The following is a 17,154-nucleotide window of genomic DNA, read 5'->3' as shown; positions in this document are numbered from 1 at the left end:
GGTGCGACCTGGAGCGAAAAAGAGGCGGCTCCGCCCTCCTTCTTTTCTTCTGTTGTTATAGCTACTTATACTATTCTGCTTAACTTATGAAATGTAAGAATAATGAATTGAAAGACAAGTCTCGTAAACCATTTTGGATGTTACAATATCCGGAACGAGTTTTTGTTTTTTTCGCAAGTTGTTTTGGCGTGCTGTTTTTGTTATTGGTCCCGCCGTTTCAGTCTCCCGATGAATACGCCCATTTTTACAGGGCTTATCAGATTTCTGAAGGTCGCATGGTTGCAGAAATAGAGTATGATTACATCGGAGGTTACCTGCCTGAGAGTCTGCTGACAACTGCAAAGGGCCTCTCTAAAGGGATTCCCTATCCTTTTGCAATGGGAGTTTCGGTAGATGCCCATTTTAATCAACATGAAAAACTCACTCTGAGCGACGCTACATCTTTGCTCAAACTCCCCGTTAATAGTCAGCAAAGGGTGTTTTTGGCTTTTCCAAATACGGCATCCTACAGTCCCATACCATATCTGCCACACCAATTGGGTCTTATGCTCGGAAGACTGTTTAACCTCTCGCCGATATTACTGTTTTATGTCGCCAGGGTATTTAATTTACTCGCGTGGATTTGTCTTGTCGCTCTTGCCATAAAAATCATTCCGATTTTGAAGCGGGTGTTTTTCTTGTTGGCCCTGACCCCCATGTCTCTGTTTATAGCCTCCACCCTCTCTGCTGACGCTTTCACAAACGCTATTTCGTTTCTTATCATCTCAGTGTTCATTCGCTATGCCTGCGATAACGACAAGGAGATCAAAGCCAATGATATGTTCATCCTTCTTGCGCTATCCATACTCCTGTCTCTTTCAAAACAAGGTTACGGCCTGATTTTGTTCCTATTTTTTCTGATTCCTGTCGATAAAATGAAGACCATCAAAGCCGGAAAATACAAACACATAAAATACTTGTCCGTCTTTATTGCTTTAATATCGGTTAACCTGGTTGTAGCGGCGTTCTGGTCATCCGTAGTGAGAGACATAGTGATGATACCGCTTAATTATGCCCCCAACATGTCAGCCCATCAACAGATGAACTTTATCCTCTCTCACCCATTAACCTATTGTAGCACAATTGTAAATACATTCATGAGACGTCATTTTTATGCAGATCAACTAATCGGAGTCCTGGGATGGCTGGATACGCCTATGCCGACATTTATCGTATACTCGTATTTTATGGTGCTTGTAGTTGTTTCGCTTATCGAAAGAGATAAACTGTGCGTTATATCAAAGCTCAAAAAGATTCTGATTTTTGTCACCATGCTTTCAACCATACTCGTAATTAGCACAATAGGTTATTTATTCTGGATGCCGGTTGGAGCCGATTCAATAGACGGGATTCAGGGGAGATACTTTATCCCCGTGTTTCCTCTGTTGATGCTACTGCTATATAACACTGCAATATCCAATCAGAGCGTAATCATTAAGAACATCGTATTTGAAAAACACGTAAAGATTATAGAATATCTCAGGAACAATGATACCGTGATTAACCTGTTGGTTGTTTTTTATAGCGTTGTTACGTTAAGTTGCACATTATCCGTATTAGTTCAGAGATATTGGTCTTAATTTAATTATAGCTGATTTAGATAGGTTAGGGCAATAGCATTTGACCGTAATCGAAAAGAAAGGGGAGGGGTGAGCTTTGTGTCTTAACTCAATAGAATTTTCACGGTAATATGCTATAATATATCCCTATACTAAATGATAAATGATCCTGCGTCATTAAAGACCTATCTGGAGAAGGTCTCGGGTAAGGCAGTGACCGTTAAGGTTACCGATAATGTCACCTCCATGCTCTCAGTGAGACCAGGCGTCAGGGGGGTGGTTGTACGCATCAATAAGATGTTCCTGGATGCAGAGCCGGATGTCATAAACGAAATAGGCTCTTTATTGAAAAACACAAAGGGCAAGACCCCCCTTATCAGACAATATATACGCAATAACTCAAATCGCATCAAAAAGACCACCCACAGGACAATATTTATCACCCACCAGGGCAAATACTATAACCTGCTTGACATCTACAACAAGATAAACGATCAGTATTTTGGCGGCAGCATCAATGCCGTCATAACCTGGGGCAAGCGCACCCGTAAAATGCGTGTCAAGACACGACGTCTTGGAAGCTACCACAGTTCCACCAACGTGATCCGTATCAGTCCCGTCCTTGATAGCATCAAAATTCCAAGATACGTGCTTGAGTACGTGGTCTACCACGAGATGCTCCACACCAGGATTAACGTTGCCCCCTGTAGTGGCAGACGGCGCGTCCACTGTCGTGAATTTAATCAGCGGGAGAAGCTGTTTATCGATTATGCCCCCGCAATTGCCTTTCTGGAGGCAAATACGTTTTAAAGAGGATACGTTAAGTGTCTATAGCGGTTGAGCTATTATTCTTCTTGTAAACTCCATTTAGTTTGGTATATAATAAAACATGCAGTTTGCAGATGTAAGGAGCGACATAGCGTTTAGGAAGATATTTGGCAATGAGGCCCAAAAGGGGATACTCATATCGTTTTTAAATGCAGTATTAGACCTTAGCGGAGACAGGGAAATAGAAGACTTGTCTATTCTGAATCCGTATCAGACACCACAGATAACGATCCTGAAAGAGACTATCCTTGATATACGTGCGGTAGACAAGCGTGGTATAACATTCATCGTAGAGATACAGCTTCAAAAGAGGCGCGGCTTTGAAAAGCGTGTGTTGTACTATACAAGTAAGGCCTATGTTGCCCAGTTGTCAAAAGGTGAGGATTATCCTGCTTTAAATCAGGTGATATATATAGGCATCCTGGATTTTGACATCTTTGAGGGCGATAGTTATATTACAAGGCATATGATATTAAACACTAAAACTCTCAAGCAGGAGTTGAAAGATTTTGAGTTCAACTTTATAGAGTTGCCCAAGTTTAAGAAGACGGAGGATGAATTAGAGAGCGTAGTAGACAAGTGGATACATTTCATCAAAAACGCTGTTTCCCTGGAGATGATACCCAAGAGTGCAGACTTTGATGAGATACAAGCGGCCTACGATACAGCGACCATGATGCTCTGGAGTAAGGACGAGCTTGAAATCTATGATTATTGGCAGATACGATTGCAGGATGAGAGGGGTGCGATAGAGTATTCATTTCTTGAGGGCGAACGCAAGGGCAAGATCGAAGGATTACTTGAGGGCGAACGCAAGGGAAAGCTCGAAGGATTACTTGAGGGAGAACGCAAGGGCAAGCTCGAAGGATTGCTTGAGGGGGAGCGCAAAGGGTTGCTTGAGGGGATAGAGATGGTGCTTGAGATGAAGTACGGAGACAGAGGGACTGCCCTTATGGGGCGTGTCAGGGGGCTTGGAACCATAGAGGCATTGGAGAGGTTCAAGGGGCTGTTAAAGACGTCTGCCTCCGTAGAGGAGTTGGAGGGGTACTTCGAGTGAGGGAGAGATGGTCATTGCCCCACATCGTGAGAGTATGCTACTATTAAAATAGCTGTATTACAAAATTATTAAGTAACTAAGGAGGGTAACATGTCAAAACTAGAGGATGCAATTGGTATAGCTAACCCGCAACATCCCCACTGCGCAACGGTTCTCGTACTAGATACTTCCGGTTCTATGGACGGTGTAAACATCAATCAGTTAAACGATGGGGTGAGGTTTTTTAAAGAAGACGTGCTTGCAGATGAACTGGCAAGTAAACGTGCTGATATCGCCATAATATCATTTGGTGCAGAGATAAAAGTTGTTCACGATTTTTCATCGGTAACTATGCTGCCTGACATTGTTTTGGATGCCAATGGCTTAACCCCCATGGGAGACGCCTTGCTCCTGGCTATGGACATGGTAGAGCAGCGAAAAAAGGAGTATAAGAACACGGGCGTAGACTATTATAGACCCTGGATTTTTATGATTACCGACGGTGGGCCCACCGACATGAATTACGGTGACTCAAAGTGGAACAATGTTGTGCAGAGGGTTCACGATGGCGAAAAGAGTGGAAAATTTATGTTTTTTGCCGTAGGGGTTGATAGTGCCGACATGCAGACATTGCAAGCAATTGCCAGTCCAACAAGACCTCCCCTTAAACTCCAGCAGGGCAAGTTCAGAGACATGTTTAGCTGGCTTTCCAAGAGCGTTCAGGCAGTATCTGGTTCAAAACCAGGTCAGCAGGTTGCCTTGGCCCCTCCCGGGTGGGGTTCTATCTAATGAGGTGGACATGACAAAAGCTTTAAAACCACCATACATATTTGGAGCCTCAGTTATTGGGCCTCTCCATGTCCCAATGGGGATTCCTTGCCAGGATGCCTGTGCTTACGAAGTATTTAAAGATATCGGTTTGATAGCCGTTGCCGACGGATTAGGCAGCGCCCCGAAATCGGATATCGGTTCAAGACAGGCGGTCGATGCCGCAATTGAGGCAGCAAAACAACACTTAGTGGCAAATGACAACGGTGAGCATAGCCTTGGTGAACTTACAGGAAAGATGATTTTATCTGCACGGGAACAGATTGAAAAAACTGCTGAGAAAGATGGCTATAAACTACGAGACTTGGCAACAACACTTATCGTTAGTGCGTTTGTAGGAGGCAGTGTGTCAATAGCACATATAGGTGATGGCGCGGTCATAGCGAAAACTGACAAGGGTTTAATACTAGCCTCTGCCCCTGAAGAGTCTGAGTACGCAAACGAGGTCGTACCGCTTACAAGCAACAAGTGGAACGAACACACCCACACAAGCAGCATAAAGAACGCGTCGTTTATAGCGCTTTTTACTGATGGATGCCAGAGGGCGGCTCTTAAAAAGTCCCCGCTTGGCTACGAACCGTTTAATGGATTTTTCGACCCCGTCTGTTCATACGCTATCAAAATTGAAGAGATCGAAAGCGCTAACGAAGAAATCAAAGCGCTTCTGTCTTCACCAAAGATGAATGAGCACTCAGATGATGACAAGACATTGGTTATAGCGATCTTAAAAACAGTGAGGGGCAATTCAACCGATGGGTACTCTGACAGTATATAATCATAACGGAGCGTCCCTGAATCTCCGGAAAAGCAATAAGAGTGGTGGGGAAGGTACATTGTATTTCGTACATGGTAACAATAACGAGGTGGCAAAGATATATCACAATGCCAAGGTTAACCGTGAGCTGGCCGACAAATTAAAGGTAATGGTACACAATCCACCCGATGACCCAACGGTGAAAACACTCGGACACAGGTCTATTGCCTGGCCTTTGAACGTCTTGTATTACGACTACGCCAGGACCAGACTTGCGGGATATACTATGCCGCTAATTGACACCAACGGGACCGGTGGGTTTCAGGAAAGTCACAAATACTATGACCCAGACGATAGAAGGCAATTATTCGGAGGTGGTTTCACCTGGAAGTACCTGATGGTGACCGCAATGAACATATCCAGCGCCATAAATGCCATTCACGCAAAGGGTCACTGTGTAGGCGACCTGAGAGAGAAAAACATACTGGTGTCTCCAAAGACGTTGATAACCTTTGTAGATTGTGATTCATTTCAGGTGTTCGACAGCGTTTCCAAAACCACCTACTACACCAGGGTTGGTACTGGAGAATACCTTCCACCGGAGTTACAATCCGCGAATTTCAACAACAACCTCGGCAGGCTTTATTCTGACCTTTTTGCGCTGGGCGTCATTGTTTTCAAGTTTCTGATGATGGGAGTGCACCCATACCAGGCCATGGGGATACTTGTTGACGATGCACCTTCGACGGAGGATAAGATAAAAAAAGGGATTTTCCCGTATACTGTCAACTACTCAAGTATCAAACCGCCTGCGTATGCTCCCCCTTATAAAATCATTCCTTCCAGCATAAAGAAGCTCTTTGCCGACTGTTTCGATGGCGGCCATAAAATGCCATTTACAAGACCTACGGCGCAGGACTGGTACTATGCCCTCAAGATGGAGAGCGAACGAATCAAGAAATGCGGCAATAATACAAATCACCACTTTGCTTATGATCTGCAATCCTGCCCGTGGTGCAGTATAAAGGAAGACTACTTCCCCGGCAATGGCAATATAGGCAGCCAAGTCACACTCCCTCCTCCAATTTTAAAGAAGAGTGCGAAAATCTATGGCATATCATTCTGTACTGTCTGTGGTGAGAGGTTGGAACCCGACTTTGAATTTTGCCCGGGATGCAGAACAAAAGTGGAGAATATGCTTTAGGAGAGATAGAATTTAAAGCACTGATAAATATTGGAGGGATTTAAGAGATGAAGTGTCCTAATTTCCAATGTGGCAGAGACATTAGCAAGCCGGGTAAATTTTGTCCCTACTGCGGCACCAGCATGAGTGTATCCGCATCCACCCAGCAAGCAGTTAAACCACAGCCCATGCGCACACCCACAAGGTTTGTGGACAACGGCGACCAAACAATAACTGATACATCAACCGGACTGATGTGGACAAAAGACGCTAATTTTGTAGGTTGGAAGACTTGGCAAGGGGCGTTAGACTATGTCGCCTCGATGAACACCGGGGCTGGTACGTATGGTTACATAGACTGGCGGTTGCCTACTATCCAAGAGTTGTATACCCTTTGTAGGAAAGACGGGTCTCAGGTGGGTTTAGATAAAATGTTGAGTAATGGCAAAAGGGGATATTGTAACGGTGTGGCTGTTGATGTTGCATCATTGCTTGTTAATGCTGGCTTTACAAATGTGCCATCGGGCGGCTACTGGTCATCTACGACCGTCGCTAGCGATACGTCCCTCGCTTGGTTCGTCTACATGGGCGTCGGCGTCGTCGGCGCCAACCACAGGTCCAACCTCAGCTATGTATGGCCAGTTCGTTCCGGACATTGATGATTGGGTCATTTGGTTATTTGGGTACAGGGCGGAGCCCTGTCGAATTTTTTTTGACAAACCGTAACTGTACTAAGGCGCCTATGTAATTTGACAATATCACGTTTAAGTAAACATAGGGATTGTCTGAACCAGGGATTGATCACGTTGCTTCCGACGGTCGCAGGGCAGATTAAAGGATTTACAGGAAAAAAATTAAGGAATGCCTTTATCCTAATCCTGATAATCCCCGATAATCAAATCGCTCCTTACAGTCGCCAAGCCGCTAAATCGTGGTTCAGACATCTTTAGTTGCATAAATTGGAATATGACATTATCCTCTTAAAAAAGCAGGGTAAAATTTATTTCCCGGTTAAACCCTCATGAATAGGGAGCATATTCACCCCCGCACATGAAAATGTATTTTCACGGTAAAAGGCATGGATTCCTGCTTACGCAGGAATGACATTTATAGGCGTTCTTCAAGTGTGCCTGCCCCTGGCTCGAACAGGGGTCATTCCTGGCTTGACCAGGAATCCAGGACGCGTAAAAGTATAGTTACCGTGAAATATAAAGAGAATACGTTGATTTCATTATTTGCAGTTATTTGTGGAGGTATTTCTGTGCCCTTTTGCTGGCCTCCAGACGCAGGTCAACGATGTTGTCTGCCTCATCGACGATCTCCACCTTCATGATCTCCTCGACGATGTCCTCAAGTGTGACGATGCCAACCAACATGCCGTACTCGTCATAGACGACGGCGAGGTGATTTCTGCCCTGTATTAGTTCGTTCATCAGGGGGCCGAGTTTTTTGGTCTCGGGGATGATCAGCACCTTGTCGTGTCTGTAGACGTCTGAGACACTGGAGTCAGGCTCTACGGCTATGAGGTCCTTGGCATAGAGCAAACCGATTATGTTGTCGGACTTGTCCCTGTAGACGGGGATTCTGGTAAAACCGTTTGCCTTGACCTCCGAAAGGGTCTTGTCATCCAGGATGGCATTTACTTCGAGGCTGAACAGGATGGAGCGTGGGGTCATGATATCGGCAGCGATCTTGTCCGAGTACGAAAGCGCCCCAAGTATGATTCGCTCTTCGTTGGCATCGACGCTGGACTCCGGGCGGTCCTCGTGAAACTTGATGATTTCCTTAAGCTCCTGTTTGCTCCACACGGTTGGCACCTCGGCACCCAATGCCCTGTCAAGCAGCCTCGAAAGCGGATAGGCAACCGGGTATAAAATAAACATAAAGACCTTCACCAGCCATATTGATCTTGCCCCAATCTTTAATGGATACCGTGTGATCATGGCTATAGGCAAAATTTCTCCAAAGATTACAATCAAAGAAGTGGCAATAACTCCGGCAATAAAACTATTCACTACCGTAGTCCAAAATATTGAAAGCGCACTGTTAACGGCAACGTTGCCAAGCACCAAGGTACACAACAACTGATTGCCCTTCTTTCTTACTGCATAAACCTTCCTTGCATCCCTGTCACCCAGCTTAATTTTACGTTCCAACTCGGTTGCGCTTAAACCCAGCAGACCGTTTGTTAAAGCCGCAAACAACGCAGACAGCAAAAGCAACAGGACTATTATAAGATATATCAACTTTTATATTGTATCAGTAACCACGACACGCTATCAACTCAGGGACTCCTAAGCCCCAAACCAGCCTCTGAGCTTATTCAAGATATTTCAATGCTGTCTCCTCGGAGTCGTAGACACTAAAGAGGGTGTTGTAAAAGCCGGCCATTTTAAATATCCTCTCTATGCGTTCCGTCATGGCAACAAAGAGGAGTTTTCCCCCCTGCCCCTGGAGCTTTTTTGCCGGTGCGATAAAGCTGCTGAGGCCGGCGCTGGAGATAAACTTCAGACCGCTTACGTTAATTATAAAGCGCGTCTCTCCATTGGCCATACACTGCTCAATGGTACTGGCGAACTGTCGTGCGGTGGAGCTGTCGAGACTACCTTTTATGGCCATAATCGTTGCGTTGTTTTTTTTACTGGTCAGGATTTCCATATTTCCTCCATTTTGATAGTTATTGCATCAGGTCTTTGATGAGTGTCAGCACTCCTATGCCATTTTTGTGTTCGTAACTCATCTCCTCCATTATTTGCCTTATAAAGTGTATACCCATGCCACCAGGTTTTCTGTCTGCAAGGTTAGAGGTAAGGTTCGGGGCAGGCACGGAGTCATAGTCAAAGGGACGTCCTTTGTCCCTGATGGTGATTACGAGTTTGTCGTCCGTCAGTGCAACGCTGAGATTGATCCATGCTTGTTGGGGGTCATCATATGCGTATTTTATAATGTTTGTGCATGCCTCCTCAACGGCCAGTTTTGAGTCAAACCCGATGTCTTCGCTCAGGCCAAGGGATTGGGACGACTCCGCAATGAAGTCCACGATTGCCGGTATGTTTTCAAGTCCGCCTGTCAGGGTTAGTTCGAAGCGTTTTGGGGATGACAGCTTTCTCATGGCCAGCACCGTGATGTCATCAGCCTGGGGGGCGTCTTCCGAAAACTCATCTACGGCGTCAAGGATGGCGGTAACGAGTCTTTCGGCTGACAACGTGCGGTTTTCATACAGCAATTGTTCGACCCGCCCGATGGAAAAAAAACCGCCCTCTGTATCCCTGGAATCCTCAATGCCATCGGTGTACATAAACAACGAACTTCCCGGGGCGATTTCCACCTCAGAGGACTCGTACAGGGTATCCTCAAGCACGCCCAAGGCCGGGCCTACTGCCCCAGTTACTGGCGATATGCCGTTGTTGCAGAGCAAATAGGGTGGATTATGACCGCCGTTGGAGTACCTGAGATATCCCGTGCCAAGATCAAAGATGCCCAGGAACACGGTCACAAACATGTATGAGCGGTTGTCCGTGCATAGCTCACGGTTTACGATAGTCAATGCCACCTCAGGGGTCACACCGGTCTGTACGGTGGATTTTAAGAGCGTCATGGCCTTTACCATAAACAACGCCGCCGGTACCCCCTTGCCTGATACATCACCAATAGTCAGGCACAGTCTGTCATGGTCAACAAAGAAGAAGTCGTAGAAGTCACCGCCCACATCCCGTGCCGCCTTCATGCAACAATGCAGGTCTATGCCACGGTTGAGCAGGGGCAGGGAAACCCTCGGAACCATGTTCATCTGTATATCGTGTGCCACACGCAGGGATTCCTCAATGCGCCTTTTCTCAAGGCATGCCTCCGTGAGCTTGATCCGCTCCAGGGCCACTGCCGCATGTCCGCACAGTATTTCAAGCAGGCGTTCATCCTGTTCGCCGAAGTTTTTAACGTTGCCGTTTGTTCCGTTGTCGCCCTTTTTGTTGATCACCTGTATGACGCCCATCAGGGTCTTATTGCTGCCAACGATGGCGCTGCAGAGCACCGAACGTGTACGATAACCCGTGCGACAGTCAACCTCGATGTTGAAACGTTCATCTGAATACGCATCTGGGATGTTTACGGTCTTGCGGTGTTTGGCCACGTCCCCGGCTATGCCCTGACCCACAGGCAGACGAATCTCTCTGATACCTGCCAGTCCCTCTGCGATCCTGCTCTTTAGTTCGTTTCGGGACTCATCGTATATGAACAGCGTGGTGCGCTCTGCATCCATCACATCCGTTGTCTTTTTAACAATGACATCGAGCAGGTTTTCGATCTCTATCTCAAAACCAATGGCTCGTGACAGCTCCAGCAGGGCATAGAGCTTTTCCATACAAGCACTGTCACCCGGGACATGTTCATGGAGTTTTTCCATGGCATGTCTTCTGCGATCAAGTTTCCTGGATAGCGGTGTAATCATTAAAGCCACAGATTCATAAGTCAACGGGGTCTTGAGGATTGCACTGACCCCCGCCCGCAGTGCCCTGTCAATACGCACATCATTGGCGTCGTCTACTATCATTACAAAGGGTACACCACGCCAGTCTGATATCATTGCACCGAGCATCCCGCCATCAAAACCAACCGGCCACCGGTCAAACACCACCAGATCATAGCGGATATCCCTCTGATTACCGGCAATATAAGATTGTAACTCCCGTATATCCCAAACTGTCTCAAAGACCAGACGACTGCCATATATCTCTCGCAGTATACAGCCAATACCGGTAGACTCACCACACTTCCTGAGTGCCCCAACCACATATACACGGTCCTTTTTTTCTTCCATAGGAAAACAATAATAAGCTATCATAAGAATGGAAACATTGTCAACTACATGCTAAGGCACTTGTCACAGCAAGAAGGGTCTATTGACTTTACTTTTCTTATGTTATAAAATATATGAAATGAGAAGGAACCAAATGAAGCTTAGGATAAGGAGGGATAAAAAAATAAAGTTATTTGTTAAAATATTGGCATACAATCTGAGTATCAAGAAATATTAAACGTAGCAAGATTAAAAAATGACTTTCAGCGAATTAACAAGGCTTTTAAAAGTAAACGGTTTTAGGGTGATAAAAGAAAAAGGTTCAGTAAGGTATTATGGTAAAACAGGTTGGGAAAGATTAATTAGAGTCGATTATCACGGGTCAAAAGAAGTTCCAACCGGTACTTGTGATGCCATATTAAAGGCGGCAGGCATAAAAGATTGAATCAAATATTGCAGGTAAAAGATGATAGACTTAGACTACACGATTGTAATTGAAGCGACGGATGAGCCGGATTATTTCGGGTTTTACTCCCCTGACTTAGAGGGATTCACTGGAATAGGATATTCTATTGAAGACTGCATATACAAGGCTAAGTGTGGTATGAAAGAGCATGTAGCCCTGCTGGAAGAAGAAGGGCTCCCAGTTCCACAGATAAATCCCAATCCTAAGATCATAATCCAAAACGAACAAGCAATGGCTGTTGTGTGAGCTTGAGTGTATTGTCCTTTAGCTCAGTCTCTATCATTGCAAGGTAAGTCTTTATGGCATCTTTAATATTTTCCTGTGCCTCTTCAAGGGTATCCCCCTGGCTATGGCATCCTCTGAGGAGCGGACAATGTGCGTCATAACCGTATTCGGTTTTGTTTATGATAACAGGGAATTCCATTTATATGCCATGCAGTTAGGATATCAAACAAACAATCTGAACATGTTGCTGATTCCTATAAACCCTCCACCTCTCTTATCTCTATCGGGCCATCATAAATAGCGCCACTGTAGCCATCTATGCTTATAATGTCACCGGCATTCATCGTCCTGCCCTTTAATGCCATCCTGCCCTCACGCTCCATGCAGACCATGTCGGCACAGCCCACCACACAGGTCTTTCCGAGCCTTCCGGCCACAATGGAGGCATGACTGGTGGCCCCGCCCCTTGCCGTTAAGAGGCCGTCGGTTGCCGATACCTCACGGATGTCATCGGGGACGGTGTCGCGCCTGACCAGGATGAGGTCTGTCTGTGGTTCACTTTTGCGAAAACGCTCAATGTCCGCCATCGAAAACACAATCCGACCCGACAACGCACCACCACTGACGCCAATGCCGTGACCGAGCAATTTCGCTGAAATCTCCGGGGTCAGGACAAACCCCTTGACGCTCTGCCTCTCTGATATCTCCATGTCCCTGCTCTGCAATATGTATGTGTCATCGACCGTGGGACTCTCAAACGTGAACTCTATATCCTGCGGATTCCACTGCCGGTCATAGATGAGCTTGTGTGCGACGTCAACGAGCCTCTTGTAGACCACCGGATAGCGCCTCTCCAGCGACATCTCAACCGGTCTGTCCTCGGTAATCGCCTGCAGGGCGGATATCGGCCAGGTCTGCACCAGACCCGCAACCACGTCGTCACCCTGGACGCTGGTGGCGTAATCCCCGCATGGCCGCAGCAGATACTGCGACACCCGCGGGCTGTGCGTAAAGAACACCCCGGAGCCGGAGTTGGCACTGATGTTTCCATAGACCATGAGTTGGACGGTGACGGAGGTGCCCCAGTCATCGGATATCCCGATTATGCGACGGTAGACCTTTGCCTTTTCAGTGTTCCAGGAGTCAAACACCTTGCCTATGGCCACGTAGAGCTGCTCCCTGGGCGACTCCTCTATGGCAACACCACTTGCTATGACCCGGTCCTTGTAGGCAATGGCTATCCTCTTCATTTGCCGCGCCGTGAGGTCCTTTTTGAGGGCCACGCCGTATTTTTTCTTGTAATCATTTATTATGAAGTCAAAGCTGTCTCGTTCTATCCCAAACGACATCCCGTAGTGTTGCAGGAACCTCCGGTAACAGTCCCAGACGAACCACTCATTGCCGGTCTTTTTGATCAACCCCTCAGCGACGGCCTCGTTGATACCCACGTTGAGGTAGGAGTCCAACATGCCGGGCTGCGATATGGCAGAGCCGCTGCGCACCGATACGAGCAGGGGGTTGTCGGGATTACCAAAAGACCTTCCCGTAAGCCTCTCCAAGTTTGCAAGTTCGTTGTCCACCCTCTCCCTGAACTGCTCATTGGCAGGCCGGTAGAGGTCAAACAGTTCCCGTGTCCTGAATACATCCGAGGTAATGATAAACCCCGGAGGGATAGGAAGCCCAAGGGTCTTCATTCTCACCAGGTTAAACCCCTTGTTGCCCAGATGGATTATGTCGGAGGTATTACCGGTGGGATTGGTAATCGAGCAGACGGCCTTTACGGGATTATAGCTGATCAGGAGGTGGTGTTTGTCCTCGGGGATATATTCTGCCTCCGTGTGGAGGCTGTTTAGTATTTTCGTGATAAACAGGTCAAGACTCTGCAGCCCCAGGGACGTTGCAATGGTGTCTCTGAGGAATATCTCTGAAACCCTGTGGAGCATATCTCTCTTCTGCTCCGGCGTGGAAGCGGGCATCAGGTATTTGGGCAGCAAGCTCTCCGGTGTCGTGTGTTCGACAACGGTCTTTAGATTTTCCTTGTGGATGTTGTTAAAATTATCGCTTACGATGTTTCTGACCACCTGTGAAAAGCCCTTAAAGATGTCCAGGAACTGCGTAAATGTAAACCCCCTTATCCTCATTGCGCTCTCCAGGAGATAGAGCTGCTTGTCAAACCCCCGCAGCGGGATAGCGTCTACGCTCAATGCCTGTCTGTATAGCTTGAGGTACTCGTGTATCTTGGTGAGGACGGTACGGGTTATGAGTTTAAAGTCAAAGCCTTCGATCAGCTCCTCAAACAGGACGTTTACGAGGGATTCCAGGCGGAAGGTCAGTCCCAGGGCGTCAAACTTGGTCTCGTGATAGCTGCCGTACATGGAGGGTATCTCCGTGGATATGTGGCGCTTTCTGTAGATGTCTTCCCTGACCTCATAGACCTGATCGGAGAGGATCAGCTCCTTGAGCTGGACGAGGTATGTCAGGATGGCGGAGAGTTTGCTGGTTGTGTGCTCCCCCGACAGGGCACGCAGCAGGGGGGCTGAGTCCGGAAATACGGGTGAGTGTATTTGGCTTATGTAGCTTTCTATGTCATGTGCGCTGGTGCTGTATTTCTGGTCCAGGAGCCTGTAGAATGATATGGTCAGGGCGACCTTTTCGACGTCTGCCGCGTAGGTATCGCCAAGCTCCCTGAGGACTTCACCAAAGTAATCCTCCTGAAAGCGGAGCAGGTCTGAGACCCTGGTCAGGCCCTTGGTCTCAAAGATGTGCTTGAGTGCGACGTGCAGACCGTCTATGAGTGGACCGGTTGTTTGCACCTGGTTGTAGATATCCGGTGGCAGGTAGTGTGCAAGTACCTCCTTGTTGCGGGTTCTCCAGAACTCCAGGGTTGCCTCGGCCAGGGCGGTTATCTTGTTTGAGCTTTCGACGTGGCTCTGTTTTCTCAGGAAGTGGACCAGGGCATCGTTGCGTTTGCAGGAGTCGTCCATGCGGGTTGAGATGTCCCGCAGCAGCCCTTCGGCCCCAAGCTCGTTAAAGTACGTGGGGAAGAGTCGCATCAGTTGCTTGACGAGATTGTATACCGGCCTTATATCAGCATTTAGAAATTCCGTTATATTGCGTGGAAACAGGTCCGTGTCCTTGACGAGTACCCCGCACAGCGACAGGTGGATGATCAGCGAAGAGAGCAGCTTTTTCGAGCTTATCGGATTTAAACGGATTAGCTCCATCCACGTGCGTATGTTTTCTATGTGAGCGGCGTTGCTCTGTATCTGCCAGTCGTTATTGATCCCCCTGAAGTCGGGCGATTGAAATCCAAGGGGGTCAATGCCGTAGCTTAGGAAGTTTATGAGGTCGCTGTCATTGCTTTCGTAGACGCCCTTGCCCATGTTCAGGACGCATCTCAGCACGGTGCTTGGGTAGTGTTGTACGCTGCCCTTGAGGATCGTGAGCGTCTTTTTGATGAGCGCCTTGTTTTGATCAAAATCCTGCTGGTTTATCATCAGCTTTATGATGCGGTTGATCTCCCTGATGGCCTCCTCGTGGATGTTTGAAAGGCCAGGGGTGTTCATTATGTGAAACAGGAACATGATTTCGTAGTTGTACTTGATTTTCTCATCAAGATTGGCACGAGCAATCTTAGGTGGGATATCGTTAAAGAGGGCAACGATGTCTCCGTATCCTGGCAGTTCAATCAGCGCCTTGAGTGTGTTGACGGGGACTGCATCACCGTCCTGTATGATTGCGTTGAGGCTGCCCTGGCACGCCCTGAACTTGTCCAGGGATATCGGCTCAAACATTGCGATTATCTCAGGCGGTATTTGCTGCCCCACCTCCTGCGTCAACCAATCCTTGGGTTCCTTTTCGGTAAGCCAGTAGTCGTATGTATATCTCAGGAAGTGTATCAGCAGGGAGTTAAAGACCTTGAAGGTAGTCTCAAGTTTGCCGGCGTGGTCAACATCCGTCAGTTGCGTGGCGGTGGTGTAGAAATGCCTGGCCAGCTTGTTTATCTGGTAGTAGCTCTTTGCAACGATAATAAACAGTTCATCCGGGAGGTTGTCCACCAGCCTGAGTCCGTGGCTTATGACGGGCAAAAACGTTGGCAGGGCATTACCCGTATCCCGTATGAGTTTTTGCATAAAGAGGTAGAACAGGCTGTAGGCATCCGAGCGAGTGCTATAGTCTTTGGCGTTTGTCATGACGTCCACTATGATATCGGTGTACAGGGATGCGGCCTCCTGCCCTTGTGGGTGGACGGTGAGGTCGTAGAAGTGTGCCAGGCAATACGTCCAGGTTTCCTTGATAATGAACTGCCGGTTCTTGTACGGGTGGCATAGCTCTTTGAGGTACGTATTGATGCCATCCTGGAGGCCGTGGTACTTGGCCATCACCTCCTGGATTGGGTGATATTTTGGGTCAATGGTAACCTCGACCTTGTAGTCGGCGAGGTTTATCGCAAGTGCCCGCGATGTCTTAGCCTTATCAACCATAGAGTTTATTATAGCACAAAGTGGGTCGTTTGAAAACTTTTTTTTTATGCTTGACACATCTGTCTTGTGTGGTTTAATCTATCAGTAGGATGGCTTATAATTTTGATTTACTGTTGACCGAGTCTGCCAGGATACACGGTCATTTGTGTGCCGGTCAGGTGCTTGGCGTGAGGATGTCCATATTGGGGCTTACGCTGATTGGCATAGAGGACCCAAAGGGCAGGGACAGAAAGAATCTGCTTGTCTATGTGGAGATCGACAGGTGTGCCACTGATGCCATTACATCGGTAACGGGATGTTCCCTGGGGCACAGGACGTTAAAGTACGTTGACTACGGCAAGATGGCGGCAACGTTTTTGAACCTCACAACGGGGCGTGCCATCAGGGTGTTGGCCCTTGAGGAGGCCAGGGATATTGCCAAGAGTCGTTTCCCCCATATCGACGACCAGATGCAGGCTCAGTGTGAGGCCTACAAGGTCATGGCGGATGAGGAGTTGTTCCGGTGGATGGAGGTATCTCTGAGCGTCAGGCAGGAGGATATGCCCGGCAAACCCCTCAGACGGGTTGTGTGCAGCGCATGCGGCGAACACGTCTCTGATGCCAGGGAGGGCGTTGTTGATGGCAAGGTGTTGTGCAGGGCGTGTCAGAACGGCGCATATTACACCCTGGCAGGGCAGCGACAGGCATAACAGATTACTCAACGGGTTTATGGCAACAACGAAGGTGCATCCGTTGGCGGTCTGTTTATTAAAAGATACCAGGAACAGTATCCTCACTGTAAGGCAAGAAAGAAAGGGGCGGCTCCGCCCCCCTTCAGAACCCCCCGCAAGGGGAGGGGTGAGGCACCCCGGCCAGAAAGAAGTCCCCTTGACCCCATTTTACCATGCTTTTTTAAGAGGATACAATGAACATATCCCCTCAAGAAACATATCCGACAATTGCTTGACGATGTAGCAT

At 47.7% G+C, this 17,154-nt stretch carries 15 protein-coding genes; 10 read left to right on the top strand and 5 right to left on the bottom strand.

Going from position 1 to position 17,154, the window contains the following annotated elements; translation table 11 throughout:
* Positions 1-86: 86 nt before the first annotated feature.
* From Mcas_RS06350 to Mcas_RS06320, 7 genes are all read left to right on the top strand, one after another.
* Positions 87-1,619 carry a DUF2142 domain-containing protein gene (locus Mcas_RS06350; protein WP_081853665.1) on the top strand — a complete coding sequence of 511 codons (1,533 nt, stop codon included), beginning with the start codon at positions 87-89 and terminating at the stop codon, positions 1,617-1,619.
* Positions 1,620-1,754: 135 nt separating this feature from the next.
* Entirely contained in the window at positions 1,755-2,408 is a 654-nt protein-coding gene (locus Mcas_RS06345; RefSeq protein ID WP_040334676.1) for a YgjP-like metallopeptidase domain-containing protein, read from the top strand.
* A 79-nt stretch (positions 2,409-2,487) separates the two neighbouring features.
* Positions 2,488-3,483, top strand: a complete 996-nt coding sequence (locus Mcas_RS06340) for an Rpn family recombination-promoting nuclease/putative transposase (protein ID WP_052566939.1) — start codon at positions 2,488-2,490, stop codon at positions 3,481-3,483.
* Positions 3,484-3,573: 90 nt separating this feature from the next.
* Entirely contained in the window at positions 3,574-4,251 is a 678-nt protein-coding gene (locus Mcas_RS06335) for a vWA domain-containing protein (RefSeq protein ID WP_040334675.1), read from the top strand.
* Between the two features lie 10 nt (positions 4,252-4,261).
* The gene (locus Mcas_RS06330; protein ID WP_040334674.1) at positions 4,262-5,065 is read left to right on the top strand and encodes a PP2C family serine/threonine-protein phosphatase; all 804 of its coding nucleotides are present in this window, start codon (positions 4,262-4,264) and stop codon (positions 5,063-5,065) included.
* Positions 5,043-6,248, top strand: a complete 1,206-nt coding sequence (locus Mcas_RS06325) for a helix-hairpin-helix domain-containing protein (protein ID WP_081853664.1) — start codon at positions 5,043-5,045, stop codon at positions 6,246-6,248. Before Mcas_RS06330 ends, Mcas_RS06325 begins: the two co-directional genes overlap by 23 nt.
* A gap of 47 nt (positions 6,249-6,295) precedes the next feature.
* Complete coding sequence (locus Mcas_RS06320; RefSeq protein WP_040334673.1) at positions 6,296-6,886, top strand: Lcl domain-containing protein; 591 nt, start codon at positions 6,296-6,298, stop codon at positions 6,884-6,886.
* A gap of 582 nt (positions 6,887-7,468) precedes the next feature.
* Here Mcas_RS06320 and Mcas_RS06315 read toward each other — a convergent pair.
* The 3 genes from Mcas_RS06315 to Mcas_RS06305 form a co-directional block, all read right to left on the bottom strand.
* Positions 7,469-8,473, bottom strand: a complete 1,005-nt coding sequence (locus Mcas_RS06315) for a CNNM domain-containing protein (protein ID WP_040334672.1) — start codon at positions 8,471-8,473, stop codon at positions 7,469-7,471.
* Between the two features lie 73 nt (positions 8,474-8,546).
* Positions 8,547-8,885, bottom strand: a complete 339-nt coding sequence (locus Mcas_RS06310) for an STAS domain-containing protein (protein ID WP_040334671.1) — start codon at positions 8,883-8,885, stop codon at positions 8,547-8,549.
* 19 nt (positions 8,886-8,904) lie between these two features.
* Positions 8,905-11,043, bottom strand: a complete 2,139-nt coding sequence (locus tag Mcas_RS06305) for a SpoIIE family protein phosphatase (protein ID WP_040334670.1) — start codon at positions 11,041-11,043, stop codon at positions 8,905-8,907.
* A 235-nt stretch (positions 11,044-11,278) separates the two neighbouring features.
* Here Mcas_RS06305 and Mcas_RS17500 point away from each other — a divergent pair, with 235 nt between their 5' ends.
* Positions 11,279-11,467 carry a type II toxin-antitoxin system HicA family toxin gene (locus Mcas_RS17500; protein ID WP_081853662.1) on the top strand — a complete coding sequence of 63 codons (189 nt, stop codon included), beginning with the start codon at positions 11,279-11,281 and terminating at the stop codon, positions 11,465-11,467.
* A 21-nt stretch (positions 11,468-11,488) separates the two neighbouring features.
* Positions 11,489-11,734, top strand: a complete 246-nt coding sequence (locus tag Mcas_RS06300) for a type II toxin-antitoxin system HicB family antitoxin (RefSeq protein ID WP_040334669.1) — start codon at positions 11,489-11,491, stop codon at positions 11,732-11,734.
* Here Mcas_RS06300 and Mcas_RS17495 read toward each other — a convergent pair.
* Entirely contained in the window at positions 11,697-11,912 is a 216-nt protein-coding gene (locus Mcas_RS17495) for a type II toxin-antitoxin system HicB family antitoxin (protein WP_081853661.1), read from the bottom strand. The genes Mcas_RS06300 and Mcas_RS17495 overlap by 38 nt on opposite strands.
* A gap of 55 nt (positions 11,913-11,967) precedes the next feature.
* Complete coding sequence (locus tag Mcas_RS06295; RefSeq protein ID WP_040334730.1) at positions 11,968-16,197, bottom strand: PEP/pyruvate-binding domain-containing protein; 4,230 nt, start codon at positions 16,195-16,197, stop codon at positions 11,968-11,970.
* 89 nt (positions 16,198-16,286) lie between these two features.
* Between Mcas_RS06295 and Mcas_RS06290 the strand changes: the two genes are divergently transcribed.
* A complete protein-coding gene (locus tag Mcas_RS06290; protein ID WP_040334668.1) occupies positions 16,287-16,886 on the top strand; it encodes an FmdE family protein in 600 nt (199 codons plus the stop codon).
* Positions 16,887-17,154 lie beyond the last annotated feature (268 nt).

This window comes from Candidatus Magnetobacterium casense, assembly GCF_000714715.1.
Classification (GTDB): Bacteria; Nitrospirota; Thermodesulfovibrionia; order Thermodesulfovibrionales; family Magnetobacteriaceae; genus Magnetobacterium; species Magnetobacterium casense.
This window is presented reverse-complemented; position numbering and strand designations above follow the sequence as displayed.

Bases quoted from the DNA above. Each gene is read 5' to 3' on its own strand.
- Mcas_RS06290 (WP_040334668.1), top strand. From the start codon at position 16,287: ATGGCTTATAATTTTGATTTACTGTTGACCGAGTCTGCCAGGATACAC.
- Mcas_RS17500 (WP_081853662.1), top strand. From the start codon at position 11,279: ATGACTTTCAGCGAATTAACAAGGCTTTTAAAAGTAAACGGTTTTAGG.
- Mcas_RS06295 (WP_040334730.1), bottom strand. From the start codon at position 16,197: ATGGTTGATAAGGCTAAGACATCGCGGGCACTTGCGATAAACCTCGCC.
- Mcas_RS06345 (WP_040334676.1), top strand. From the start codon at position 1,755: ATGATAAATGATCCTGCGTCATTAAAGACCTATCTGGAGAAGGTCTCG.
- Mcas_RS06305 (WP_040334670.1), bottom strand. From the start codon at position 11,043: ATGGAAGAAAAAAAGGACCGTGTATATGTGGTTGGGGCACTCAGGAAG.
- Mcas_RS06350 (WP_081853665.1), top strand. From the start codon at position 87: ATGAAATGTAAGAATAATGAATTGAAAGACAAGTCTCGTAAACCATTT.
- Mcas_RS06325 (WP_081853664.1), top strand. From the start codon at position 5,043: ATGGGTACTCTGACAGTATATAATCATAACGGAGCGTCCCTGAATCTC.
- Mcas_RS06300 (WP_040334669.1), top strand. From the start codon at position 11,489: ATGATAGACTTAGACTACACGATTGTAATTGAAGCGACGGATGAGCCG.
- Mcas_RS17495 (WP_081853661.1), bottom strand. From the start codon at position 11,912: ATGGAATTCCCTGTTATCATAAACAAAACCGAATACGGTTATGACGCA.
- Mcas_RS06310 (WP_040334671.1), bottom strand. From the start codon at position 8,885: ATGGAAATCCTGACCAGTAAAAAAAACAACGCAACGATTATGGCCATA.
- Mcas_RS06340 (WP_052566939.1), top strand. From the start codon at position 2,488: ATGCAGTTTGCAGATGTAAGGAGCGACATAGCGTTTAGGAAGATATTT.
- Mcas_RS06335 (WP_040334675.1), top strand. From the start codon at position 3,574: ATGTCAAAACTAGAGGATGCAATTGGTATAGCTAACCCGCAACATCCC.
- Mcas_RS06320 (WP_040334673.1), top strand. From the start codon at position 6,296: ATGAAGTGTCCTAATTTCCAATGTGGCAGAGACATTAGCAAGCCGGGT.
- Mcas_RS06330 (WP_040334674.1), top strand. From the start codon at position 4,262: ATGACAAAAGCTTTAAAACCACCATACATATTTGGAGCCTCAGTTATT.